Here is a 25392-nt window from a genome sequence, read left to right as displayed (position 1 = left end):
CGCCGAGGGGCGGGCGCCGGACGCACACCACGGGACGGGCCCGCTCACACCCGGGCCGCCTCCTCCTGCCACGCCCGGTAGGTCCGGGCGATGCCCTCCGCCAGCGGGATGGTGGGCGACCAGCCCAGCGCACGCATCCTGCTGATGTCGAGCAGCTTGCGCGGGGTGCCGTCGGGACGGGACGGGTCGAAGGCGATCCGCCCCTCGTAGCCCACCGCCGAGGCGACACAGGACGCGAGGTCGGCGATGGTCAGGTCCTCGCCGCAGCCGACGTTGACGGTGTCGTCGCCGTCATAGCGGCGCAGCAGCACTTCGCAGGCCGCGGCCAGGTCGTCGACGTGCAGGAACTCGCGCAGTGGGGTGCCGGTGCCCCAGAGGGTGAGTTCCGCCTGCCCCTTCTCCTTCGCCTCGTGGAAGCGGCGGATGAGCGCGGGCAGGACGTGCGAGGTCTCCAGGTCGAAGTTGTCGCCGGGCCCGTAGAGGTTCGTCGGCATGGCGGAGATGTAGGAGGCTCCGTACTGCCGGCGGTAGGACCGGATCTGGACCAGTCCGGCGATCTTGGCTATCGCGTATGCCTCGTTGGTGGGCTCCAACGGACCGCTCAGCAGGGCGTCTTCGGTGATCGGTTGCGCGGCGTGCTTGGGGTAGATGCAGCTCGATCCGAGGAACAGCAGGCGGCGGACCCCGGCCTGGTGCGCACCGGCGATGACACTGAGCTGGATGCGCAGGTTGTCCTCCAGGAACTGCACGGGGTAGGTGCTGTTGGCCATGATTCCGCCGACTTTGGCGGCCGCCAGGACGACGGCATCGGGCCGGGCCGCGCGCAGAAACTCCGCGGTGGCATCGGCGTCTCGCAGGTCGAGCTCCGCGTGCGTACGGGTCACCACGTCATAGCCCTGGGCGGTCATCCGCCGGGCCACGGCGGATCCCACCAGGCCTCGGTGGCCCGCGACAAAGACGCGGGCGGGTGTGGGCAGCAAGTCATCCATAGGGCGGATTGTGTCAGTCCTCCCGATACGCCCACCGGCCATTTCAGGAAATATCTGCCGCGCTCCGCTCTCGACCACCGGCCACGGAGCGGGTAGCGTCCACGCCCCGCGGTCCGCCGGCGCGTGGGAATTGATCGACCGATCCCGATGTACATCACTTCTCGTGGGGGGAAGCCATGCCGAAAACCGCGGTCATCACAGGAATCACCGGACAGGACGGTTCCTATCTCGCCGAATTGCTGCTCGGTAAGGGCTACGAGGTGCACGGGCTGATGAGACGCTCGTCGAGCTTCAACACCGAGCGCATCGACCACATCTACCAGGACCCGCACACCCCGGACCGCAGACTGCTGCTGCACCACTGCGACCTCTCGGACGGGGTCGCCCTGGTGAACCTGCTGCGCGATGTGCAGCCCGACGAGGTCTACAACCTCGGGGCCCAGTCCCATGTCCGGGTCTCCTTCGACGCTCCGCTGTACACCGGCGATGTGACCGGGCTGGGCGCCGTACGGCTGCTGGAGGCCATCCGCGCCAGCGGGGTGCAAACCCGGCTCTACCAGGCCTCGTCCTCGGAGATGTTCGGCGCCACCCCGCCGCCGCAGAACGAGGCGACGCCCTTCCACCCGCGCAGCCCGTACGGCTGCGCCAAGGTGATGGCGTACTGGTCCACGGTCAACTACCGCGAGGCATACGGGCTGTTCGGAGTGAACGGCATTCTCTTCAACCACGAGAGCCCGCGGCGGGGCGAAACCTTCGTCACCCGCAAGATAACCCGCGCGGTGGCCCGCATACAGGCAGGACTGCAGGAACACCTCTACCTGGGCAACCTCGACGCCGTCCGCGACTGGGGCTACGCCCCGGAGTACGTGGAGGCCATGTGGCTGATGCTCCAGCGGGACGAGCCCGACGACTACGTGGTGGCGACCGGTGTGGCCGCGACCGTACGCGACTTCCTCCAGGCCGCCTTCGCCACCGTGGAGCTGGACTGGGAGCGCTATGTGCGCTTCGACCCGAAGTACGAGCGACCCTCCGAAGTGGATGCGCTCATCGGCGACGCGTCCAAGGCCAAGAGCCTGCTGGACTGGTCGGCGAAGGTGCAGTTCGACGAACTCGCCCGGATCATGGTCGAGTCGGATGTACGGCAGCTGGCGGACGAGCTCTCCGGCCACCGGGTGCGGGTGGACCGATGACCTCTACGTCCACCTCCACTTCCGCCACCGCCTCCGCCGCCACCGACCGCCGGCTGCGCGGTTTCACCGGCGCCGGTTACGACAAGGGCCGGGGGCTGCTGACGCAGGCGGCCTGGTTCGCCGTGCTGAACTTGGTGTTCATGAAGTGGTGGTGCCCGCCGCGGCTGCGGCCCCCGCTGCTGAGGGCCTTCGGCGCCCGCATAGGCGAACGGGTGCTGATCCGGCACCGGGTGCGGGTGCAGTGGCCGTGGAAGCTGACGGTCGGCGACGACGTCTGGATCGGCGAGGACTCCTGGCTGATCAACCTGGAGCCGATCAGCATCGCCCGTGACGTCTGCGTGTCCCAGGGCGCCGTGCTGTGCACCGGAAGCCATCAACGGCGCTCGCCCACCTTCGAGTTCGACAACGCGCCGATCCATCTGGCGGAGGGCTCCTGGGTGGCCGCCCGCGCCATGGTGCTGCGCGGCGTCACCGTCGGGGCGGGTGCGGTGGTCGGCGCCGGCGTGGTGGCCCATCGCGATGTGCCTCCGGGGGTCGTGCACACCACCGGGGGTGCGGTATGAGGATCACCCATGTCGTGACCCTGGTCAGCGACGACGGGGCGTACGGCGGCCCGGTGAGCGTGGCCACCGGGCAGCTGGAAGAGCTGGCCTCGCGCGGCCACGGGGTGGAGCTGGTCTCGCTGTGGCGGGGGCGGGGCGCGCCCCCGCGGTCCGTGGACGGAGTGCCGCTCCGCGCCCGGCCGGCCCGCACCCTGGTACCGGGGCAGGGGTTCCTCGGCCTGTTCCACCCCGGTCTGCTGCCGCTGCTCTGGCGGAGTGCCGGCCGGGCGGAGGCGCTGCATCTGCATGCCGGGCGCGATCTGGTCTCGCTGGCCGCGCTCGCGGTGGCCGTGGTGCGCCGCCGCCCCTTCGTGGTGCAGACACACGGCATGGTCCAGCCGCGCCGCTCGGCGGTGGCCCGGCTCTTCGACCGGGTGTATGTCCCGCTGCTGCGCCGGGCGGTGGCGGCACTGGTGCTCACCGACGAGGAAGAGGCCGGACTGCGGCAGGTGCTGGGGCCGCGCGGCCCGCGCCTGGTCAGGCTCCCCAACGGAGTCCGTGTCCGGGACGGCGACGCGGACCGGAGCGCGGCCGACGTGCTGTTCCTCGCCCGCCTGCAGAGCCGCAAACGACCCGAGGCCTTCGTGCGGATGGCCGCGCTGGTACACCGCAAGCGGCCCGAGGTGTCCTTCACCCTGCACGGTTCGGACGAGGGGCGGCTCGCGGAGGTCCGTCGGCTGATCGCCGGGGAAGGGCTCGGCGAGGTGGTGACGTACGGCGGGGCCCTCGATCACGACGCCGCCGTACGCCGGACCGCGCGGGCCACCGTGTACGTCCTGCCCAGCGTCGACGAACCGTTCCCGATGAGCGTGCTGGAGTCCTTGGCGGTGGGCACGCCGGTGGTCTGCACGGACAGCTGCGGTATCGCCCCGGCCCTCCAGCGGCGCGAGGCCGCTGTGGTGACCGACGGTTCGCCGGAACAGCTGGCGGACGCGGTGCTGCAACTCCTGGAGGACCAACCGATGCGCGAGCGCGTCACCCGCGCGGGCCGGGAGGCCGTCGAGACGGAGTTCTCGCTGGCGGCCGTGGCCGACCGGCTGGAGGAGCTGTACGGCTCGCTCGCCCGGTCCGGCGCCCGGTGATCCGGGGCGGCGGGGACGGACACCGCCCCCGCCGCCCGCGGCTACCGCCCGGCCTTCGCACTCCGCAGGAGCGCCATGATCCGCTCCAGACCGGCCCGGCTGCTCAGCCGCTCCTCGACGTACTGCGGGCCCCGGGCTCCCAGCCGGGCCGCCCGCTCCGGGTCGTCGGCGAGTGCCCGGACCTCCGCGAGCAGCGCCTTCGGGTCCTCCGGGGCGATCACCGACCCGGCACCCGCGCGCAGCACTTCCTGGGCGGTCCCCCCTTCGGCGGCCACCGACGCGATCACCGGCCGGCCCGTCATGAAGTACGAGGTGAGCTTGGACGGCAGGCTCATGTCCAGCACGGAGGCCTTCTGCGTCACCGCGAGGACGTCGGCGGCGGCAAGCACCTCGGGGAACTCCGCGGTGTCGGCGGGCGGCAGGAAGGACAGCGAGGAGACGCCCGCGGCGAGCCGTTGCAGGTGTGCGCGCTGGTTGCCGTCGCCCATCAGCACGATCCGTACCGGCGCGGCCTCCTGGTCGGCGAGCCGCGCGGCCTCGACCAGTACCTCCAGTCCCTGCTTGAGGCCCATGTTGCCGGCGTGCAGCAGCACGGTCTCCTTCGCGGACCAGCCCAGCCGCTCCCGGGTCCGTTCCCGGTCGCCGCTGGGGCCCTCCACATGGGTCCAGTTGGGCACCACCTGCACCCGGTCGCGCGGCACGCCCATCGCCGTGACCCGGTCCACGAACGATTCGTGCACCACCCCGACGACGGCCGCCCCCCGCAGGACCCTGGCCTCCACCGCTGCGGCCAGGGCGGCGGCCCGGCCACCGCCCTGGATGCCGCTCTGTTCGGCGGCGGCCCCCATCAGGTCCTGGACGACCACGACGTGCGGCACCCCCGCCTGTCGCGCGAGGCGCCCGCCCAGCACTCCCCCGGCCAGACTGGGCATCTGGGTGAGCACCACGTCGGGGCGGATACGCGGTGGTGCCACGGCGCCGTGCGCCAGGATGCCGGCCTCGAAGAGCGCGCGGCGCAGGGCGGTCTGACGCGGCGGCACGGTGTGGCGCCGGCGGTGCACCGTGACCCCGCCGCGGCGCTCCCGTATCCGCCACCGGCCGCGATACCCCTCCGCCACCCGCCAGGCCGGGTAGTGCGGCATGCCCGCGAGGACATGGGTGTCGGCGCCGGATGCGGCCAGGTGCTCGGCTATCTGCGTCGAGTACGGCCCTATGCCGGTGTGTTCGGGTGCGTAGTTGGTCGAGACCACCAGCACACACCGGCCCGCAAACGAGTCTTCCAAGACTGGCCCCCCTCAGGATGTGCGGTCATCGTAGGAGCCCGCCGGGGCCCGCGGGCTGTGAATTGGGTTGCGATTGTGTCCCGAAGGCGACCTTGTTCTCCCGATGTCCCTTAGATTGTGATCGCTGGTGGGGAGTTGGGGGGAGGTGAGCCGATGGGGCAGGGGAAAGAGTCCGGCGCCACGGCGCCGGTGCGCGGCCTCGCCGCACTGTGCTGCTGGGCGCTGCTGCTGGTGGTGCTGCTGCCGGTGCTGATCCTGCAGTCGCTGGACGCCCGACTCGGTGCCGCGCTCGCCGTGCAGTGCGTGGTGGTGCTGCACACCGGTGGGGCGCTGGCCCGGGTACTGACGGACGTCCGGGCCCGGGTGATCGCCTTCGGCTTCTGGCTCTTCGCGTATGTCTGGCTGGGACTTGCGCCGCTGGCCATGCTCGCGACGGATGCGTATCCGCGGGGATTCATGGTCGACGCGAACACCGCGTTCACGACAACGGCCGTGGTGGAGACGGGACTTGTGGCCTACAGCGCGGGCTCGGCGCTGGCGTCCTGGCGGTCGGCGCGCTCCTCCGCGGTCCTCGAACCGCTCCTGGCCCGCCGGCTGTCGCCGGTGCGGGTGCTGCTGTTGTGCGGCCTGGCACTGCTGCTGGCCGTCGTGCTGATCCCCGGACAGGGCGGACTGTCGGCCTTCTTCCTGAGCCGGCAGGCGGCCAACGAGGCGGCGGCAGCGGCGGAACCTGCCGGTTCCGCGGACCGGGCGATGGCGGCCTGGGCCCTTTCGGTACCGGCGTTCTGGGCGCTGGTGGCGCTGGTGCACGTACCGCGGTTCTCGGAGGGCGACCGGACCCTGCGCGGATTGCGGTGGCTGCTGCTGCCGCTGCTGATCGCGGTGAACGTCGTGGTCAACAACCCCATCAGCCAGCCGCGTTTCTGGGCCGGAACGGTTCTGCTGGCGCTGGTCTTCAGCGCGTCCTGGCTGCGGGGGCCGCGCGCCTTCCGCTTCGGTGCGGCGGCCGTGGCGGCCGTGGTGCTGGTGGTCTTCCCGTACAGCGACTACTTCCGCTACGACAAGCGGGAAGAGGTCCATGTGGTCTCGCTCGCCGAGCAGTTCACCTCCAACGGCGACTATGACGCGTTCCAGCAGATCGAGACGGGTGTGGACTACGTCCGTACCCATGGCTTCACCCCGACGGCGGCGCTGGGGCCGCCGCTGTTCTTCGTGCCGCGTGCCGTATGGTCCGGCAAGCCCGACGACGCGGGCATCCTGCTCGCCCGGCACGCGGGCTACACCTTCACCAATCTGTCCGCGCCGCTGTGGGTCGAGACCTATATGTGGGCCGGCTTCCCGTCGGTCATCGCGGTCTTCGGCCTGGTCGGCGCGGTGGGGCGGCGCATCGACATCCTCCGGCACCGGCTGCGGCGCCGCGGGGGCACCCTCGCGGCGCTGCTGGTGCCCGCCTTCGGCTTCTACCAGCTGGTGTTGCTGCGCGGCAGTCTGATGGCCATCGTGGGCCCGCTGGCGCTGCTGGTGTGCATCCCCCTGCTGATCACCCGTAAGGCGGGGCGGCGGATCCTGCCGCCGGCCCCGCAGGAGTCCGCGAGCGCCCCGGTATCCCCGGCGGACCGCGTCACCTCACCTCAACCCACAGGAGGAGCACGTACGTGAGCGTCTTCGACGAGCCCGCGGAGGAGCCGGACCAGATCCGCGACCAGCTGCGCCAGCTCCTCCGCTATCGCGCCTTGCTGGTACTCGGGCTGGTGCTGGGCATGCTCGGCGGCGCCGCCGTGTCCTTGCTGGGCGGCTCGACGTACACGGCGACGGGTGAGGTGGTGGTGCATGCGATCAGTACGGCTCCCTTCGAGGCCGGCGGTGTCTCGGTGGACAAGCAGATCAGCATGGGCACCGAACGGCAGATCGCCCAGAGCGCGTCGGTCGCGGCCGGGGCGGCCAAGGCCCTCAAGCTGGACGCCGACCCGGCCAAGCTCCAGCGCGATCTGCGGGTGAGCAATCCGCCCGAGACCCAGACCCTGATGTTCGAGTACAGCGCGGACTCCGCGGACCGCGCGTCCGCGCTCGTCAACGCCTTTGTGCATGCGTACCTCGACTACCGGCAGGATGCCGCGACCCAGCGGATCGACAAGACCGTCAGCAAGCTCGGCGAGGAGCTGAAGCCCCTTCAGGAGCAGCGCAAGGTGCTGGACCGGCGGATCGCGGGGGCGAGCGGGTCGGGGCGGGCCACCGACGAGTCCGAGCGCAGCAACCTGGTGTCGGAGATAGCGGATCTGCAGGGCCGGATCTCCAGCCTGAAGTCCCTCGACACCACGCCGGGCGACATCGTCCGCAAGGGCGACCCGCCCGCCTTCCCGTCCAGTCCCGGTCTCATCGTGCTGCTGCTGGCCGGCGCCGTGATCGGGCTGGTGCTGGGCATCCTGGCGGCCTGGGTCCGCTCGGTGCTGGAACCGCGGGTCAGGTCGGTGGCGGATGTGCAGGACAACCTGCGGGCGCCGGTGCTCGGCATCCTGCCGCGCCGGCAGGGGGGAACGGAGCTGCTGGAGGTCGGCCGGAACGGCCGCGGCAACCGCGCGGAGGCCTACCGCACCATCGCCTTCCGGCTGGTGCACGACCAGCGGTTCGCCGGGCGGGGCAGTCTGCTGATCGTCGCCCCCCGGGAGAACGCGGACGCCGTGTCGGTCGCGGTCAACCTGGCCGGTGCGTTCGCCGAGATCGGCAACGACATCCTGCTGGTCGAGGCCGATCTGCGCACCCCACGGCTCGCCCAGCAGCTGCCGGTGCACCCCGGCCACGGCCGGCCGGTGCCGGGCAGCTGGGCGGACGGCGAACGGCTCGCCGTGGACGCGGGCGTCGACGGGCGGTTCGATCTGCTGCCCGGCCGGGAGGTCCCCAACCCGGCGCGCACGCTGTCCTCTCCGCAGTTCGCCCGGCTGCTCAACACGCCGTCGGGACCGAACGAGAACGTCGTGGTCATCACGGGGCCGCTGCTGTCGCATGCGGACGGGCTGGCCGTCGCCAAGCAGGCGGCGGGCGTCGTGGTGGTGTGCGACATGAACGAGGTCCGCCGGGACGACCTGGACCGGGTGTGGGAGCTGATCACCACGGCCGGCGGACACATCCTGGGCGCCGTCCTGGACAAGGGCAGCCACGGGCCGTCGCTGCGCCGGCTGACGGACGGCGGGCCCACCCACCGCAAGCGCGGCCGGAGCCGTGGCCGCGCCGCCGTGGTGGCACCGCCTCCGCAGCAGCCCGGCCCGCCGCCGCCCGCCGCCGGCCCGGCGCCGGCGGGCAGAGGGCCCCTGGACGCCGACACCACCTCGCTGCGCAGGTGACGGCCATCCGCCCGGCGGACTGTGGCCGGCCCGCGCCGACGGCCCCCGGACCGGCCGCGGGCGGCGGGCGCGGGGTCGCCACGACCGCCCGCGGCAGCCTCTTCGGCCTGGCGGGCTCGGCGGCGAACGCGCTGTTCGGGTTCGTCCTCGTCGCCGTGGTCACCCATGGGCTCGGGGCCCGCGGGGCCGGCGCGGTCTTCACCGGCGTCGCGGCCTTCACCATCCTGAGCAACACGCTCAAGCTGGGGGCCGATACCGCCCTGGTCCGCTTCGTCTCCCGGGACCTCGAACTCAGCGGCGGGGGCGGGGTATCGGCGCTGCTGCGCATCTCGGTGCTGCCGACGCTGCTGGCGAGCACCGCGGGGGCGGCGGCGCTGCTGTTCTCCCCGGGGCTCGCCGGCCTGCTGCTGCCCGATCTGGAACCGGGGCAGGCCGCCTCGCTGATCCATCTGTTCGCGGTGTTCCTGCCGGTGACGACGGTGGCGTTGGTGCTGCTCGGGGCCACCCGGGGGTACGGCTCGGTGGTGCCCTTCGTGGGCGTCGAGCAGATCGGCAAACCGGCGCTGCGAGTCCTCCTCGCGGTGCCGCTGGTCCTCCTCGCGCCGAGTGTGGGCGCGCTCTCGGCGGCCTGGCTGGTGCCGGGGGTGCTGGGTCTGGTGGCCGCCTGCGTCTCGCTGCGCAGGTCCTGCCGTACGCATCCGGGTACCGGCCGGCCGCCGCCGCAGGCACGGGAGTTCTGGGCCTTCGCCGGTCCGCGGGCCATCTCCTCGGTGTTCGACATCACCGCGGTGTGGACCGGGGTGATCCTGCTGTCGGTCCTGGGCACCGCCGCCGAGGCCGGCGTCTACACCGCGATCGGGCGTCTGGTCACCGCGGGGACACTGCTCCAACTGGCGATCCGGCTGGCGGTGGCTCCCCAGATCAGCCGGCTGCTCGCGGGCGGCGACGCCCCGGGCGCCCGCCATCTGCACCGGCTGTCGACGCGCTGGATCGCGCTCTTCTCCTGGCCCGTGTTCCTGGTCCTCGCCGCCTACCCACGGACCGTGCTGTCGCTCTTCGGGCCCGGCTTCTTGGATGGGGCGCCCGGCCTGGTGGTACTGGCGGCCGCCTGTCTGGTGAACGTCGGCGTGGGCAACGCGCAGACGGTCATCCTGATGGCCGGCCGGAGTGTCTGGAATCTGGCTGTCGCCGGCGCCGCGTTCGTGGTCCAACTGGGCAGCGCCGTATGGCTGGTTCCGCGGTACGGGGTGCTGGGCGCGGCGGTCTCCTGGGCCCTGGCGATCGTGGTGGACAACGGTGCCTCGGCGCTACTGGCCCGCTACCGGCTGGGCTTTCGCACCGCCGACCGCGGCTATGCGGGTGCCGCGCTGGTCGGCGTGGTGGCGGTGGCGCTCCCCGTGTTCGCCATGCGGACATTTCTCGGTGACAGCGTTCCTGGTGCGTTCTTGGGAATTGTTTTGTCGATTGGGGCTTTCGGGGCCGCCATCTGGCGCTATCGTTTGCCGCTGGGGGTAGGGGAGTTCTTCGGGGCGCTACGCAAGCGTGGTTCGGATAACTTGCGGTGAACACCGGGCTCATTTCCGAACAGAAATCGTCTCGTTCCCGCTTCCTCTCCCGACAATTCCCATCGCGCCATGCTTCCAGGGGGGACCTGTGCGCCAAAGAAGCAGAACCATCCATCTCGTGCTCGCGGCCGCGGTACTGGGTACCGCGTCCACGGCACTGACCGCCGGTCCCGCTCAGGCCACCGGTGAATCCACGCTGACCGCCGATCCGCTGAGCACCTGGCAGACCGACGGCATCGTGTGGGCCATGGCCTACGCCAAGGGCATCGTGTACGTAGGAGGCACATTCAGCCACATCCGGCCGCCGGGCGCGGCCCCGGGCACCGGTGAAGTCGCCCGTACGAACTTCGCGGCCTTCGACGCCAAGACCGGTCAGCCGCTGCCGTGTGCGCCGGCGTTCACCGGCGGCACGGGCACGATCCGGGCCATGAAGGCCTCGCCCGACGGCTCGATGATCTATATCGGGGGCTCGTTCGGAAAGGCCGGCCCGGTGGGGCGGTCCAACACAGCCGCCCTCAACACCGCCGACTGCACGATCGGGGCGGACTGGAAGCCCACGGTCAGCTCGACCGTACGGGCCATCGACGTCACCGACGACGCCGTCTACCTCGGCGGCGGCTTCGGCACCGTCCAGGGGCAGACCCGCGAGCGGGTGGCCGCCCTGCGGCCCGACAGCACCCTGCTGCCGTTCAAGGCGACGATCCGGGGTTCCTCGGTCGGCAACGACCCCACCCCGGCGGTCAACGCCCTCACGGTCGCCCCCAAGCTCAACAAGGTCATCATCGGCGGCCGGTTCACCTCGGTGAACGGGAGCCTGTTCGGCGTGCACGCGCTGGCCGGACTGGACGCGACCACCGGCAAGGTCGTCAACTCCTTCACCGGCTGGATCCCCAACCGGTCGGCAGTCAAGGCGCTCGTCAACGACGGCACCAACTTCTACCTGGGCGCCGAGGGCACCGGCGGCGGGGTCTTCGACGGCCGGGCGGCGGGACGGCTGTCCGACGGCTCGCAGCTGTGGAAGGACACCTGCCTGGGCGCCACCCAGACGGTGCTGCCCTACAAGGGCGTGCTCTACAGCGGGTCGCACGCGCACGACTGCTCCGACACCCCGGGCGGCTTCACGGACATCAACAACCGCCAGCACTTCCTGGCGCAGTCGATCTCCGACAAGACGATCCTGCCGTGGTTCCCGGACACCAACGACGGGATCGGCGAGCAGATCGGCCCGCGGGCACTGACCATGGCGGACGGGGTCCTGTGGGCGGGGGGCGAGTTCACCACCGTCAACGACGCACCGCAGCAGGGCCTGACCCGGTTCACTGCGGCGCCGGACACCGGGGCGCCGCAGGTGCCGCTGCTCAGCGGTTCCAGCGGCTCGCGCGGCAGGATCACGCTGAACTGGAAGGCATCCTGGGACCGGGACGACGGCGTCCTGACCTACAAGATCTACCGTGACGGCGAGTACCTGACCTCGCTCAACCAGGACTCGCGCTACTGGAACCGGCCCAATATGAGCTTCACGGACACCGTGGAGCCCGGGTCCCAGCACCGTTACTCGATCGAGGTCACCGACGGCACCAATGTCTCGGGACGCAATGGCCCGGTCTATGTGACCGCCAGGAACTGACCGCAGGGCAAGTGGGGGGTAAATGACGCACCGAGTAGGTTACGCACCCGGGGTCTACGACCTTTTCCACGTCGGGCACCTGAACATTCTCCGGCATGCCAGGAGCCAGTGCGACTATCTGGTGGCCGGTGTGGTGTCGGACGAAATGGCGACGCAGGCCAAGGGAAAGGCACCGGTTATTCCGCTCACCGAGCGGCTGGAGATCGTGCGCAGTGTCCGGTTCGTGGACGCGGCGTTCGTCGAGACGGTGCCCGACAAATTGGAGACCTGGCAGCAGGTGCGGTTCGACGTTCTCTTCAAGGGCGACGACTGGCGGGGGACGCCCAAGGGCGAAAAGCTCGAGCGGGATTTCGCGACGGTCGGGGTCGATGTGATCTATTTCCCCTACACCGTGCACACCTCGAGTTCCTTGTTGCGCAAGGTGCTCGACGGGCTCGCGCATCCGGCGTGAACCCGCCGCATTGACCCCCGCCGCACCCGGGCTGCGTGCCCGGGTGCGTTGTCCGTCCCGGGCCCGTCAGTGGCCGGGGGCGGACAATTCCCGGTACCACTTGACCAGGAACGCCACCATGAAGAGCACATGGGCGACGAGCAGGCAGCAGTACAGCGCCGTGAACAGGTCCCGGCTGCCGAACAGCAGGAATATCGCGCAGAAGACTCCGTAGTCGACGGGAAGCAGTGCGACCGAGCGCAGCATGGAGGCCGGTGCCGCGGGTGCCGGCCCGCCCGCGCCGTTCTTCTGCCGTTCGGCGCGCCGGAGTTGTTCGGTGAGGATGCCGCCGAAGAAGACCACCACCGCGGCGAACTGGAAGACGACGGGAAGGAGCAGACAGCGAGGGTCGGAGAATCCGAAGTAGCGGTAGAACGAGACCAGTACGGCCATGTGGAGCGCCAGCATCTTCGCGCAGTCGACCACATGGTCCAGCCACTCCCCCGCGGCGCTGCCGGTCCGGGTCAGCCGGGCGAGCTGTCCGTCGGCGGAGTCGAGGGCGAAGCCGATGACCAGGGCCGCGAAAATGCCGGCCGCCACGGCGGGAGAGGGCCGCAGCGTCGCAATCATGACCACGCCGGCAAAGGTGAACACGGCACTGATCAAGGTGATTTGATTGGGTGTCAATTTCAGGGTGTAGCCCGCGGCAGCTAACACCCGGCCGGCCGGCCGGTTCACATAACGCGAGTACAGGGACACTCCCTTCGAGGATTTCTGGGCGGCCGACAGCTGTCTGATCGCATATCCGAACTGGCTCATGTCCCCCACCTGATGACTGGACCCCCGAAGGAGCAACATCATGGCAGGCAGAACCTCCCCGTCAACCGGTGGTGCCACCCGCCGGTCCGTGCTGGCGGGATCGGCCGCCGTGCTGGCGGCGGCCCTCACCGGGTGTGACGACTCCTCGCCGCCCCCTGCCACCCGGCAGTCGTCCGACGACGCCAAGGTGCCGCCGGTCACCGGTCACAAGCCCAAGGGCAAGGACGTCATCGATGTGGTGGCGGATTTCGGCGCCAAGGGCGACGGCCGCACCGACGACAGCCGGGCGTTCGCCCGCGCGTACGCGTACGCGGCGGGCCGGGTGTGGGACCACATAGGCCGGACCGTGATCGATGTGCCCGCCGGGACCTACCTGATCCGCTCCCCCGGCGCCCTGCTCAACGCCCGGGGCGGAAAGCTCAAGGCCAACGGCTTACGGTTCCGCGGGGCCGGCAAGCGCATGACCCAGCTGCTCTTCGCCCCGCGGCAGGACGAGAACGCCTATCTGTGCCGCAACGAGGACAGCTGGGCGAATGTGATGTTCGAGCAGATCGGCTTCGCCGCCGCGACCCCCGGCGCCTCGTTCTTCTACTCCTACTCGACCGGGCAGGCACAGGACTACCGCTTCACCGAGTGCGAGTGGACCGGCGAGTGGACCTACGGCCTCGCCCTCGACGGCAGCAACACCAACTCGGAGATGCGCTGGGACGCCTGCCGGGTGGGCGGCGCCTACCGCAAGGCGTTCCTGTACTCCGGGCTGTCCCAGAAGTCGCTGAGCCGCCCGCAGCAGGACCAGTTCCTCAACTACTGGTTCAACGACATGAAGGTCGAGTACGCCTGGGGCAACTTCCTGGAGTTCCCCTACGGCGGTTCCATCACCTGCCGCGGCGGCTCCTACATCGTCACCGGCCGCCGCCCCGAGGACTCCGGCGACTACGGGCACACCAGCACCTTCTTCCGTTTCCCGCGCGGCCCGCACCACGACTCCGTACAACGCTTCCACGCAGAGGACATCCGCTTCGAGGTGCGCGACCCGGACACCGTCGTGATCGACTGCGCCTGGGACAGCGGAACGGTGCACTTCAACGACTGCGACGACACCGCGCAGGCGTTCAAGTCCTTTGCCCAGGACAGCAGTCCGCACCGCTACCGCATCGGCGCGCAGGGCCCGCTCGTGCGCTACGACTCGTGCCAGCTGTCCGGGCGGCACGCCTACGAGGCGGAGAGCGGCGGGTCCGGCGCCCGGGCCCGGTACGACATGTGCCGCTTGCGCAATCACTCCCAGCAGGACTTCATCAAGGGTGCGGGCGACCGGGTGTCGTTCGTCGACTGCCTGGGGTCCTGAGCGGGCCGGCGGCGGAGGCGGGCGGCGGTGTCGGGCGGCGGGCGTGGCGCCGGGCCCACGTGGCAGGCGCCCCGCTGCCGACGGTGATCAACGGCACACGTACTGGTCAGTAGCATTCCCTCGGCACGGGCCTAGAGTGAGGGCCCCATGGCGCCGCCGGGCACCCGGCGGCGGCCCGCCCTCCGAGCCGACCAGGGAGACTGCATGCGCTCTCCGAAGGACTTCTTCCGCCCGCTGGCCGTCGGGGCGCCGACTCCGGTACGCGAGGTACCGTTCCGGCCGTCCCGGATGATCCATTTCTTCGATCCGGGCAACGAGAAGATGGCCGCGAAGGTGCCGTCCATCGCGCCCACCGTGGACGTCCTGCTCGGCAACCTGGAGGACGCGGTAGCCGCCGACCGCAAGGAAGCGGCCAGGTCCGGCCTGGTGAAGATCGCCAAGGACACGGAGTTCGGCGACACCCAGCTGTGGACCCGGATCAATAGCCTGGATTCGCCCTGGGCGCTGGACGATCTGCTGACGCTGGTCACCGAGATCGGCGACAAGCTGGACGTGATCATGGTGCCCAAGGTCGAGGGCGCCGAGGACATCCACTACGTCGACCGGCTGCTGGCCCAGCTGGAGGCGAAGGCGCAGGTACGGCGGCCGATCCTGGTGCACGCCATCCTGGAGACCGCCACCGGCGTCGCCAACGTCGAGGAGATCGCCGGCGCCAGCCCGCGGATGCAGGGCATCTCGCTCGGCCCCGCCGACCTGGCCGCCAGCCGCCGGATGAAGACCACCCGGGTAGGCGGCGGCCATCCCGGATACCTCGTGCGCGAGGACCCGCACGGCGCGGACGGCGCCGCGCCCCGGGCCACCTTCCAGCAGGACCTGTGGCACTACACCCTCGCGCGGATGGTCGACGCCTGTGCGGCGCACGGCATCCTGCCGTACTACGGCCCGTTCGGTGACATCAAGGACACCACCGCCTGCGAGGACCAGTTCCGCAACGCCTTCCTGCTCGGCTGCGTCGGCGCGTGGAGCCTGCACCCGGTGCAGATCGGCATCGCCAAGAAGGTCTTCTCGCCCGCTCCCGCCGATGTCGCCTGGGCCCGCCGGGTCATCGAGGCGATGGGGGACGGCACCGGCGCGGTGATGATCGACGGCAAGATGCAGGACGACGCCACCTACAAGCAGTGCCAGGTGGTCGCCGAACTCGCCGACGCACTCGCCGCCCGTGACCCCGAGCTGCGCGACGCCTACGCCGCGGCCGAAAAGGAGTAAGTCCCGTGTCCGACGCGATCCTGCGGCCGCGCCGCTCCGTGCTCTACATGCCCGGTGCCAATGAACGCGCGCTGGAGAAGGCCAAGTCCCTGCCCGCCGACGCCCTCATCCTGGATCTGGAGGACGCCGTCGCTCCCGACGCCAAGGCCGACGCCCGGATGCGGGTCGCGGCCGCCGCGGCCTCCGGCGAGTACGGCTACCGCGAGGTGACGATCCGGGTCAACGCACCGGGCACCGCCTGGCACGCTGACGACCTCCGGGCCGCCGCCGAGGCCGGTCCGGACGCGGTGGTGGTGCCCAAGGTGGAGTCCGCCGAGACCGTGCGGGAGGTCGAGCGTGCGCTGGAGGCCGCCGGCGCTCCGGACCATACCGCCCTGTGGGCCATGGTCGAGACGCCGCGCGCGATGCTGGACGCCCGTGCGGTGGCCGCGGCCGGCGAGCGGCTGACCGTGCTGGTGATGGGCACCAACGACCTGGCCAAGGAGCTGCACGCCGAGCACGTCCCCGGCCGGGCGCCGCTGCTGACCGGGCTGTCGCTGGCGCTGCTCGCGGCCCGCGAGAGCGGCAAGGTGATCCTGGACGGCGTCTACAACGACGTGAAGAACCCCGAGGGGTTCGAGGCGGAGTGCGTCCAGGGGCGGCAGTTCGGTTTCGACGGGAAGACGCTCATCCATCCGTCGCAGGTCGAACCGTGCAACCGGGTGTTTGCCCCGTCGGCGGAGCAGGTCGCCCGCTCCCGGAAGATCATCGACGCGTTCGACGAGGCCACCCGCGAGGGACGCGGGGTCGTCACCGTCGACGGGCGGCTGATCGAGAACCTGCACGTCGAGGATGCCCGCCGGATCCTCGCCCTCGCCGAAGCGCTCGACGGGCGCGGGTAGGCCCGGGCCGTCCAGGGCCACGCAGGGCCGTATCGGTGAATCCCATAATCGGACAGGGTGAACATGTGAGGCGGGCCGTTGCTCCTGCTAGGTGGATGCGGGCATCCGGGATACCAACATCCGGGGACCATCAATGAGGTGCAGGAGCACACTGTGAAGAACATGGCACGTGTCAATTTCGTGATGGCAGGAGCTTGTGGCCTGCTCCTGGCAGCAGGCGGAATCGCGCCCACCCTGGCGTGGGCCGGATCCAGCGGCGACGGGGTCTCGAACAGCGACACCGTCGCCCGCTTCGACGCCAGGTTCAACTGCGGGCACCGGTCCAGGCTCTGTATCAACGGGCCGGTGCTCAGCGGAAATCCCGGGCGTTCGCAGAACGTCCATGTTTCCGGCTCCAACAGCAACAGCGGCAGCCCGAAGACCTCCCAGGGAAACACCAACGACGACAGCGGCGGCACCACCGGGGCTGCGAAGAAGTCCAGCAACAACCAGCAGGCCATCGGCTCCTACGGCACCCAGAAGCTGTGACGGCACACTGATTCCGCCGGCCCCGGGACTGCGGGGGCCGGCCGGGGTACCGGAAGCGGAAACGACGATCGCCCGGCGGATGTCCGCCGGGCGCTCGTGTGACGCCCCGGGTCGTGCCGGAGCCGTCAGTGCCGTGTCCGGATCAGTGGACCAGGAGTCCGAGGATCCGCTGCACGTTGTTGGAGCTCCCCGAGGAGGCACCCGTGACGGAGTTGGCGCCGTTGGTGGTTCCGTTGGTGTTGGAGAGGTTGCCGCTGTTGTTCGGGTTTCCGTGGTTGATGAAGTTGCCGCTGTTGAGGCTGTTCCCGCTGTGCACCGGCCCGTTGATGCAGGCATGAGGTGACGCGATCACCGGCGACTTGTAATGGACCTGGCCGAGGCGGTTGTTGCAGACCACCCCTTCGACCATGCCGGTCACGGTGCCGACGTCGGCGTCCGCCACCGCCGAGAGCAGGGAGTCCGGGATGCTCACCGCCTGGGCGACTCCGGCACCGATCATTACCAGCCCGCACGCCCCGACCACGCTTCCCGCCCGCATCATTCTTCTCACGTCGCTCCTCGCCGCTTCGTCCTTCTGCTGCCAGACATATCGTGCTGCCGTTGCCGTCCCGCAGCCCCGTTCAACCCGCGGGGAGTGAAACGCCCGTCGGCCACAATCAGCCGGGTGGCCCAACCCTTCGCCGTCCGCCTGCCCCGTGGAGGGGGGCCGGCGGCCCCGGCGTGCCGTCCGGTGCCCGGTCCGCCGAGCGGCGGCGTGGCCGGCCGTGCCCCTTCAGGTGGTGCTGTGCGGATGGCAGGCCGTGGCCGAGCGGGGCGGCCATGTCTGGGGATCGAGGATGCCCAGGACATAGGCGCGGGCGACGAGGGCGGGCCGGGTCGGGGCGTCCAGGAGGTCGCGCAGGCGGCTGAGATGGTAGTCGACGGTCTGCCTGGAGAGGTGCAGCGAGGTGGCGATCTCCGCGTTGCTGCGGCCGGCGGCCAGCAGGGACAGGATGCGTACCTGACTTGCCGTCAGCTGCGGATGTGCTTCATGGGCGAGTCCCTGATGAGTGACGACCGCCCAGACACTCGTGGCACGGTCCGCGCTCCGGGCGACCGTCGTCAGATGCAGCCGGGCGCGGCGCTGCCGGCCGCGGGCGTCCTGGAACACCGCGGAGGTCTGGATCCGCCGGCTGCGGCGGGCTATCAGATCGTGCCAGCTGCGCCGCAGGGCTCCTAATTCCGGGGCGGGCGCCAGCACGGTGTGCGCACGGCGGCCGACGAGGTCCGACAGCCGGGTCTGCAGCAGTTCGGCGGCCGCGGCGCTCGCCTGCTGGATCCGCCCGCCCGCGGAGATCAGGGCGCAGGCCAGTCCGCTGTGGTCGCGCAGCGCGTGCAGGTTCTCCTCGGCCTCCCGGCGCTGACGCAGGGCGCGGGTGTAATCGCTGATGTCGATGTAGATGCCCGCGACGCAGGTCTGGCCCCCTTCCCTGACGGGGAAGCGATGGCCGGCCGCCTGCCCGCTGGTGCCGTCGGAGCGGTGGTAGGTGAGGGTGTGCCGTACGGGCTTGCCGCGCGCGAGTACTTCCCGGTCCAGGGCGAGGACCTGCGGGGAGTCGGCTGGGCCGTCGATGTCCGCGATGGACGCGCCGATGACGCGATCCGGTGTGGTCCCGTACAGATGGGCATAGGCGTGGTTGGCCCAGAGGTAGCGGCCGTCCGCGTTCCGGATGAAGGCCGCGGCGGGGGCCAGGTCCGCGAAGGCGTCGTAGCGGCGAACGCCGGGGGCCCGCGCGGCGACCTCCACCGCCAGGCCACGGGAGCGGCCCTGCCGGGGCACGCCGAGGGGCCAGTTCACATCGAAGACACGACCGTCGAACTGGGCCTGCCAATGGCTGGATTCGAGTGCCGCCGCGGGCTCGGGGAGCTCTCTTCGCACGGTGTCGAGGAACCGCTGGGCCGTCACCGTGTCGTCGAAGGCACCACCGCCACTGTCGATCACGCGCAGCTCACGATCGGCCTCCCACCAGGACACCGGAAGGTGTTCGAGCAGCGACTTCAAACTGGTCTCGTCCACGACGGGCCCCTTTGTGGTGAAAAGTTCAACGGTTTCGGACGGCGCGCCATGGCCATGCGTATCCCCCGGCGCTGTGCGGCATGCCCGGTTCTCGGCCGATCTGGCGGCGTCCGCGCACCTCCAGGCCGCTGCGCACGCCATACGGCATCACGGAACCTTCACCGCTGATCAACGGTATCCACAACTCTGGCATTTGCCTGAGCGGTTGCGGCCCGATGCGGGGAACCGTGTGCCGCATGGCTGCTTCGCTTGAAGCACGGCGTCCGGATGTGAGAGTCGGGCGTCCCCGGCCGTTTCGAAGGCCCCTACCCGTATGTGAAGAGGAGTCGGATTCCAGTGAGCAAGGTGCTGTTCGTGTATGCCAAGGGTGGTCCGCCCTTGGGGTACGCCCTGTCACGGGTCGCCGCACGGTCGGCAGTGCACCTGCTGGCACTCAGCGCGCTCCCGCCCACCGTGGCCGCGTCCGCTGACCGGTTGTGCGCTTCGGTGCTGAGCCCTTCCGAACCCGAACGGCAAGACCTCGTGTCCCTGATCGTCTCCCGGGCCCAGGCGGTCGGGGCGGACGCCGTCGTCACCTTCTCCGAGTACGCGGTCGTCGCGGTCGCGGAGGCCTGCGAGAAGCTCGGCCTCGCCGGTGCGGGCAGCTCCTGCGCCCTCGCCCGCGACAAGCGGATGATGCGGCGCACCTGGCAGGACCAGGGCATATCCCAGCCCCGGTTCCGCCCCGTCGCCACCGAGCAGGATCTGCACGACGCGGCCGCCGCGCTCCGTTTCCCCCTGCTGCTCAAGGCCGCCTGGAGCGCCGGTTCCACCGCCCACCGGACCATCCGCCGCGCCGATGAGGTACCGGCGGCCTGGGAGCGGGCCCGGGAGGTGATGGCCGAATCCGCGCAACTGGGTTACGCCGAGCTCCATGTGGCCGGTGCCGGGGCGGACTTCCTCGTGGAGGAGATCGTGCAGGGCACCGCGTCCGAGTGGTTCGACCAGGAGGGCTGGGGCGACTACGTCAGCGTCGAAGGCGTCGTCGTGGACGGCGACTTCCGCCCGGTGTGCCTGAGCGGGCGGATGCCGACGGTGGAGCCGTTCACCGAGCGGGCCGGGATCACCCCCGCCGCGCTGCCGCACGACGCCCAGCGGCGCATCGTGGCCCTCGCGCACGATGCCGTCGACGCGCTGGGGCTGCGCAACTGCGGTACGCATACCGAGATCAAGCTCGGTGCCGACGGGCGGATGTGGGTGATCGAGACCGCCGCCCGGTTCGGCGGGGCGATGACCGTGCCGCAGATCGAGGAGGTCTTCGGCCTGGACCTGATCGGCATGCTCACCGACCACCTGCTGGGGCGTCCGGTCTCCTGGCCCGAGGGGGCCCGCACCCCGCAGGAGGCGGACGGCGCGGCCGGATCGCTGGTCGTCCTGGCCGTCGACGGCGAGGGGGAGGCCTGGCCGGACCGGCGCGTCTGGGACTTCCCGACCGTGCGCGAGGCGGTGCCCGTCAGCGCGGGCAGCCGGCTGTCCGTGGTGGCCGAGAACTCGCTCCCGGACGGGACGCTGGTGCCGGTGTACGACCCGGCCGCGGGCGCCAACACCATGGCGGCGCTGTGCCTGCTGTCCGCCGCCGACCCGGAGACCGTGATCCGCGACTTCCGGACCCTGGTGGACGCCCTCCCCAAGGTCCTCCCCCACGGCACCACGGAGGCGCAGGCATGACCACCACCGTCCTGCCCTCCGGCGCGCCGGGCCCGGTCACCGACCGCACCGTCGTCGGAGAGAACCTGTCCCTGCCGCTCTTCCGCACCCTCTCCGGCGTCCTGGCCGGCCACCCCTACCTCAAGGTCGTGGTGGACCGCATCGAGAACACCTGGCACCTGCTCGACACCGCGGCCCACCCGTTCCACGTCAACTACATCGCCACCCGTGTGCTCGGCATGGAGCTGGCCGATCTGGACTCCTGCCTGGACGCGTTCAACGCCTCGGTCTACATGGATCCCGAGCGCCGCTTCCTGCTGGGTGTGCTCTCGCTGCACACCGACGAGGATTCCGAGGGCCGGGAGCGGCCCTTCCTCGTCCTGGAGACGACCGAGGCCGACACCATGAACGGCTCGCTGCTGGAGGAGTTCTACACGTTCGTCCGCCACCGGGTCGACGGCCGGCTGCCCCTGCTGCTCAAGCCCGCGAACCACGGGCAGGAGCACGAACTCGCCGCGATCAGCGATGTCCATGTGCCCCGGATCCTGGGCCATGAGCTCTTCGGCAACCGCACCCGTACCCCGCTCAACCCCGGCGAGGCCGTCGGACGGCTGCGCTACTTCCGGACCCAGGAGGAGTACGCGGCCGCGGCCGGCGGGCTCGGCTGGTCCGACATCGTGGCCATGGCGTCGCTGCCGGACGATGTACCGCGGGTGGCGGGCTTCCTCAACACCGCGCCCGGCACACCGCTCTCGCACACCAACGTCCTCGCCTCGGGATGGGGCATCCCCAACGCGATCGTCCGCGACCTGGACCGCCTCGTCGAGGCGGACGACCTGGACGGCGCATGGATCCGCTACCGGGTGCAGGACGACGAGATCACCCTCGCCCCGCTGGGCCATGCCCCGGCGCTGGAGGCCCCGGCCTGGCACCAGCAGCGGATCCGTATGGAACCGCCCCTGCTGGAGGACGTGCCCGCGCTGTTCCTGCACCGGCTGCGCCGCGCCGACCAGGACCGGTACGGCACCAAGGCGGCCGGCCTCGGGGAGCTCCATCACGTCCTCGACAGCCGCTCCGCCGACCTCACCACGTTCTACGGGCAGCCGAGGCCGCCCCGCGCCGACCTCTACGGCCACCTCGCGGCCCGTCTGGGCGCCCCGGACGCGACACCCGCCGAACTGCGCGACCTGGCCGCCGACTTCGTGGCAGGTCACGTCGCGGCGCCCGAGGGCATCGCCCTTCCCTTCGCCCTGCAGCACCGCTTCCTGACCTCCTCCCCGGCCGTGCAACAGGGCCTGGGCAAGCTGAAGATGGCCCTCGAACTCGACGCCGTCGACGTCCTGGACTCGCTCTGTCTGCATCTGCAGCAGCTCATCCGCAACACCCCCATGCCCGACGAGGTGACGCGACAGATCACCCAGGCGCTGCCCGGTGGTCCGAACGCCGGGGGCCGTCTCGTGGTGCGCTCTTCGTCCAACGCCGAGGACCTGCCCGGGTTCTCCGCGGCCGGGGTCTACGACTCGGTCAGCACCGTCCACGGCGCGGACGAACTCCTCGATGCGGTACGCCAGGTGTGGGCCTCCCTGCTGTCGCCGCGCGGCGTCCGGCTGCGCCACCAGGCGGGCATCTCCCTCGACGACACCTACATGGGCGTGATCATCCAGCGGTATGTGCCGGCCGAGCTCGGCGGTGTGCTGGTGACCTGCAACCCGACCCGGCGCGAGGACTTCCGCAATGTCTACCTCAACTGCTCCCCCGGTTCGCCCGAGACGGTCGTCGACGGAACGACGCTGCCGCTGCAGTACCTGTACAACACGGTCGAGGGCGGTGGCCGCACCGTCGCGCTCGGCTCGTCCGGCAAGGACCTGCCCGTCGGCACCCGCGACAAGCTGGCCCGGCTGGCCCTGACCGGGCGGCTGCTCCAGTCGCACTTCAGCGACGGTGATGTGGACCATCCGCTCGACATCGAGTGGCTGATGACCGATCAGGGGGACTTCCGCCTGGTCCAGATCCGCCCCTACGCGCTGTGATCCGCCCGTTCGCCGGCCTGCGCACAGCCCGTGGTCCCCGGGCCGCCGGGGTGTCCCTGACACCCCGGGCCCGCCGGATCATCCGGCTCAACAACGGCTTCCAGCTGCTGTTCAACCTGTTGTGGTGGATGCCCGTCTTCTACGCCTACCAGCGCGAGGCGGGGCTCTCCGACGGGCAGATCTTCGGCATCCAGAGCATCTACTACATCGCGTTCTGCCTCTTCGAGATCCCGACCGGGATCGTGGCCGACCGGATCGGTGCCCGCAACTGTCTGCGGGCCGGGGCCGTCGTGATGACCGCGGCGAACCTGGCCCCGGTCCTGGCCCCCAGCTACACCGGCTTCCTGGTGCACTTCCTGGCCATCGCCGCGGGGCGCTCGCTGACCTCCGGCGCCGCCAGCGCCTATCTCTACGACGGCCTGGCGGCCGAGGGCGCGGGAGAGCACTACCTGAAGGCCGAGGGGCAGGCGCGGGCGCTGGGGCTGGCGGCGAAGGTGCTGTGCTGGCCGCTGGTCGGTCCGTTGATGGCCCTCGCGCACCCCACGCCCTATGTGCTGAGCGCCGCGAGTGCGGCGGGCTCGCTCGTCTGCGCCGTGGTGCTGCCGCGGCAGGCGGCGCCCGCCGGCCGGAACCGGGCCGAGAAGTCCTCGCGCGGCGGGCTCGCGTTTCTGCGCGAGGCCACCACGGCGCTGCGCTGTGTGTGGGCCACGCCCTGGCTCGCGCTGCTGATGGTGCAGGGCGTGGCGGTCTTCACGCTCTCGCGGATCTGCCAGGTGAACCTCTTCCAGCCGGTGCTGTTGGATCACGGCATCCCGGAGGGATCGCACGGCGGTGTGCTGGCCGCCATGACCGTCGCGGAGGCGGTGGCCTCGGCCCGTCCGCAGTGGCTCGGCTCGCGGCTGTCACCGGTGGCGTGGGTCTCGGTGCTCAGCCTCGCGATGGCGGCCGCGCTGGCGGGCAGCACCCTCGGCGGGCCCTGGACCGTGGTCGTCCTGCTGTGCGTGTTCGCCGCGGTCACCGGATTCGCGTATCCGCTCCAGCGCAAGCTGGTCAATGACGCGATTCCGGCGGGTGCGCCACGGGCCACCCTGCTGTCCGTCGAGAGCATCGTGGACCGGGCCGTGTGCGCACTGGCGGCCGTGGCCGCCGGCGCCTATCTCTCCGCGGGCCGGCTGGACGCGCTGCTGTGGCACAGCGCGCTGGTGACCGGCGTGGTGATGCTGGTCCTGCAGCTGGTGCTGCGGCGCGGCCCGGGAAGGCCGCGGAAGCAGCCGGCGGCGGAGCCGGTTCCAGAGCTGGTCACCACAGCAGGAAACCCCTGAGCCGCACCGTCATACTGGGGACGTGCAGGGTACGGATGCCGGGCGCTACGGCGAAGGTATGTTCCGCCCGGAGGAGACCGGCGAGGCCGGTCGCATCGACCTGGGGGCGCTCGCCTACGACGAGGTGAGCGCCGCCCGGCTGACGGCGCTGGGAGCCGGTCCCGGCTGGAACTGCCTGGACGTGGGCGCGGGGACCGGCACCCTCGCGCGGTGGCTGCTGGAGTCGGCCGGTGTCACCACGGTCCTCGCGGTGGACCGTGACACCCGGTTCCTCAGCGCCGACGGGACACCGGGCCTGACGACGCTGGACGCCGACATCACCGCCCCGGACTTCGATCCCGGCCGGTTCCGGCTGGTGCACGCGCGGTTCGTCCTGATGCATCTGCGCTCGTGGCGCCGCATGATCGCCAAGCTGGTCTCGCTGGTCGCGCCCGACGGTGTGCTGGTGCTCAGCGACGCCGTGGACCTGACGAGCGCCATCGCGCCGGCCACCGGATACACCACGGTCATGCGGGCGATGTGGCAGGCACTGCGGGAGACCATCGGCACGGACATCTCCTGGGTGCCGGACTACCCGCAGCTCCTGCACGAGGAGGGGCTGTTGAACGTGGCCGCCGAGATCCACGTTCCCCCGTTGGTGCCGGACAGCGCGATCAGCCGCTTCTGGGCCGATACGTGGGGCCGGACGCGGGGCGCCATGCTGGCGACGGGGCGGGTGGACGAGGCGCAGATCGAGCGGGCGGTGCACGAGCTGTCCTCGCCCCGGTCCGCCGGCCTCTCGCCCGGGATGCTCACCGCCTGGGGGTGGAGGACCGAGGAGACCGCCTGTGACGAGCACTTCTGACCAGGAGCGTGTCTGGGAGCTGCACACCACCAGCGAGTTCAGCAGTCTCGACCTCGACACGACGATGGCCACCATGCCGGACGAGCCGGAGGTGGTGCACGTGCCCACGGCGAGGGGCGCCCGCGGCAGGGCGTCCGTGCGGCACTTCTACCGCCGCTGGTTCGTGGGTCACGCCGCAGCGGATTTCGCCATCGAGCCGCTGACCCGCACCACGGGCGGGACGCGGCTCGTCGACGAAATGCTGGTCTCGTTCACTCACGACGTCGAGGTGCCCTGGATCCTGCCCGGTGTGCCGCCGACCGGACGGCGCGTCGAGATCCCGCTCCGGGCCGCGGTGCTCGGCCGGACCGGCCTCCTCCCGGCGGAGACGATGGCGCGGCTGCCGGTCGTGGCGGATCAGCACGGGACGCTGACGGACGGCCCGTTCAATCAGCCGGCCGGCGACCCGTTCAATCAGCCGGCCGGCGAACAGCGCCGCGGCTGAGCCCGCCACCGGCCCGGGGACCCGG

Annotated in this window: 22 protein-coding genes; 17 read left to right on the top strand and 5 right to left on the bottom strand. The window is 71.0% G+C overall.

The features are described from left to right. Positions 1–44: 44 nt before the first annotated feature. Positions 45–989 (bottom strand): GDP-L-fucose synthase family protein, encoded by a 945-nt coding sequence (locus tag ACGFR7_RS02750; protein WP_393312187.1) that lies wholly within the window; start codon positions 987–989, stop codon positions 45–47. 176 nt (positions 990–1165) lie between these two features. On the opposite strand from ACGFR7_RS02750, the gene gmd reads away from it, so the two are divergent. From gmd to ACGFR7_RS02735, 3 genes are read left to right on the top strand one after another with little or no spacing between them, the layout of a single operon-like run. After that, positions 1166–2179, top strand: a complete 1014-nt coding sequence (gene gmd, locus ACGFR7_RS02745) for a GDP-mannose 4,6-dehydratase (protein WP_392374677.1) — start codon at positions 1166–1168, stop codon at positions 2177–2179. Next, positions 2176–2742 (top strand): putative colanic acid biosynthesis acetyltransferase, encoded by a 567-nt coding sequence (locus ACGFR7_RS02740; protein WP_393312185.1) that lies wholly within the window; start codon positions 2176–2178, stop codon positions 2740–2742. Before gmd ends, ACGFR7_RS02740 begins: the two co-directional genes overlap by 4 nt. Continuing rightward, positions 2739–3863 carry a glycosyltransferase gene (locus ACGFR7_RS02735; RefSeq protein WP_393312183.1) on the top strand — a complete coding sequence of 375 codons (1125 nt, stop codon included), beginning with the start codon at positions 2739–2741 and terminating at the stop codon, positions 3861–3863. The genes ACGFR7_RS02740 and ACGFR7_RS02735 overlap by 4 nt, the downstream gene beginning before the upstream one ends. A gap of 41 nt (positions 3864–3904) precedes the next feature. Here ACGFR7_RS02735 and ACGFR7_RS02730 read toward each other — a convergent pair whose 3' ends face one another. Then, positions 3905–5113, bottom strand: a complete 1209-nt coding sequence (locus ACGFR7_RS02730) for a glycosyltransferase (RefSeq protein WP_393312644.1) — start codon at positions 5111–5113, stop codon at positions 3905–3907. 186 nt (positions 5114–5299) lie between these two features. On the opposite strand from ACGFR7_RS02730, the gene ACGFR7_RS02725 reads away from it, so the two are divergent. From ACGFR7_RS02725 to ACGFR7_RS02705, 5 genes are all read left to right on the top strand, one after another. Next, complete coding sequence (locus ACGFR7_RS02725; protein ID WP_393312181.1) at positions 5300–6805, top strand: hypothetical protein; 1506 nt, start codon at positions 5300–5302, stop codon at positions 6803–6805. Further along, positions 6802–8484: a lipopolysaccharide biosynthesis protein gene (locus ACGFR7_RS02720; protein ID WP_393312179.1), complete on the top strand. Its 1683-nt coding sequence runs from the start codon at positions 6802–6804 to the stop codon at positions 8482–8484. The genes ACGFR7_RS02725 and ACGFR7_RS02720 overlap by 4 nt, the downstream gene beginning before the upstream one ends. Continuing rightward, the gene (locus ACGFR7_RS02715; protein WP_393312177.1) at positions 8481–10049 is read left to right on the top strand and encodes an oligosaccharide flippase family protein; all 1569 of its coding nucleotides are present in this window, start codon (positions 8481–8483) and stop codon (positions 10047–10049) included. Before ACGFR7_RS02720 ends, ACGFR7_RS02715 begins: the two co-directional genes overlap by 4 nt. Before the next feature lie 118 nt (positions 10050–10167). Further along, complete coding sequence (locus tag ACGFR7_RS02710) at positions 10168–11676, top strand: fibronectin type III domain-containing protein (protein WP_393312175.1); 1509 nt, start codon at positions 10168–10170, stop codon at positions 11674–11676. A 22-nt stretch (positions 11677–11698) separates the two neighbouring features. Continuing rightward, positions 11699–12127, top strand: coding sequence for an adenylyltransferase/cytidyltransferase family protein (locus ACGFR7_RS02705; protein ID WP_393312173.1), 429 nt, complete (start codon positions 11699–11701; stop codon positions 12125–12127). 66 nt (positions 12128–12193) lie between these two features. Here ACGFR7_RS02705 and ACGFR7_RS02700 read toward each other — a convergent pair whose 3' ends face one another. Beyond that, positions 12194–12925 carry a CDP-alcohol phosphatidyltransferase family protein gene (locus ACGFR7_RS02700; RefSeq protein ID WP_393312171.1) on the bottom strand — a complete coding sequence of 244 codons (732 nt, stop codon included), beginning with the start codon at positions 12923–12925 and terminating at the stop codon, positions 12194–12196. 40 nt (positions 12926–12965) lie between these two features. Between ACGFR7_RS02700 and ACGFR7_RS02695 the strand changes: the two genes are divergently transcribed. The 4 genes from ACGFR7_RS02695 (at position 12966) to ACGFR7_RS02680 (ending at position 16945) form a co-directional block, all read left to right on the top strand. Next, on the top strand, positions 12966–14270 hold the full coding sequence (locus ACGFR7_RS02695) for a glycosyl hydrolase family 28-related protein (protein WP_393312169.1): 1305 nt from the start codon (positions 12966–12968) through the stop codon (positions 14268–14270). Between the two features lie 204 nt (positions 14271–14474). Beyond that, positions 14475–15536, top strand: coding sequence for an HpcH/HpaI aldolase/citrate lyase family protein (locus ACGFR7_RS02690; RefSeq protein WP_393312167.1), 1062 nt, complete (start codon positions 14475–14477; stop codon positions 15534–15536). Between the two features lie 5 nt (positions 15537–15541). After that, positions 15542–16417: an HpcH/HpaI aldolase/citrate lyase family protein gene (locus ACGFR7_RS02685; RefSeq protein WP_393312165.1), complete on the top strand. Its 876-nt coding sequence runs from the start codon at positions 15542–15544 to the stop codon at positions 16415–16417. Positions 16418–16579: 162 nt separating this feature from the next. Continuing rightward, entirely contained in the window at positions 16580–16945 is a 366-nt protein-coding gene (locus ACGFR7_RS02680; protein ID WP_393312163.1) for a hypothetical protein, read from the top strand. 142 nt (positions 16946–17087) lie between these two features. Here ACGFR7_RS02680 and ACGFR7_RS02675 read toward each other — a convergent pair whose 3' ends face one another. Continuing rightward, positions 17088–17483, bottom strand: coding sequence for a hypothetical protein (locus ACGFR7_RS02675; RefSeq protein WP_393312642.1), 396 nt, complete (start codon positions 17481–17483; stop codon positions 17088–17090). 234 nt (positions 17484–17717) lie between these two features. Next, positions 17718–19001 (bottom strand): helix-turn-helix transcriptional regulator, encoded by a 1284-nt coding sequence (locus ACGFR7_RS02670; RefSeq protein ID WP_393312161.1) that lies wholly within the window; start codon positions 18999–19001, stop codon positions 17718–17720. 336 nt (positions 19002–19337) lie between these two features. Between ACGFR7_RS02670 and ACGFR7_RS02665 the strand changes: the two genes are divergently transcribed. The 5 genes from ACGFR7_RS02665 to ACGFR7_RS02645 are packed head-to-tail and all read left to right on the top strand — an operon-like array spanning position 19338 to position 25367. Then, the gene (locus tag ACGFR7_RS02665; RefSeq protein WP_393312159.1) at positions 19338–20708 is read left to right on the top strand and encodes an acetyl-CoA carboxylase biotin carboxylase subunit family protein; all 1371 of its coding nucleotides are present in this window, start codon (positions 19338–19340) and stop codon (positions 20706–20708) included. Further along, complete coding sequence (locus ACGFR7_RS02660) at positions 20705–22717, top strand: PEP/pyruvate-binding domain-containing protein (RefSeq protein ID WP_393312157.1); 2013 nt, start codon at positions 20705–20707, stop codon at positions 22715–22717. Before ACGFR7_RS02665 ends, ACGFR7_RS02660 begins: the two co-directional genes overlap by 4 nt. Positions 22718–22767: 50 nt before the next feature. Next, positions 22768–24039 carry an MFS transporter gene (locus ACGFR7_RS02655; protein WP_393312155.1) on the top strand — a complete coding sequence of 424 codons (1272 nt, stop codon included), beginning with the start codon at positions 22768–22770 and terminating at the stop codon, positions 24037–24039. A 22-nt stretch (positions 24040–24061) separates the two neighbouring features. After that, entirely contained in the window at positions 24062–24883 is an 822-nt protein-coding gene (locus tag ACGFR7_RS02650; RefSeq protein WP_393312151.1) for a class I SAM-dependent methyltransferase, read from the top strand. Beyond that, the gene (locus ACGFR7_RS02645) at positions 24867–25367 is read left to right on the top strand and encodes a nuclear transport factor 2 family protein (RefSeq protein WP_393312149.1); all 501 of its coding nucleotides are present in this window, start codon (positions 24867–24869) and stop codon (positions 25365–25367) included. Before ACGFR7_RS02650 ends, ACGFR7_RS02645 begins: the two co-directional genes overlap by 17 nt. Positions 25368–25392: the final 25 nt, after the last annotated feature.

Source organism: Streptomyces sp. NPDC048516 (assembly GCF_043199875.1).
GTDB lineage: Bacteria > Actinomycetota > Actinomycetes > Streptomycetales > Streptomycetaceae > Streptomyces.
The sequence above is the reverse complement of the archived record's forward strand: the minus strand, read 5'-3'. Positions and strand labels throughout refer to the sequence as shown.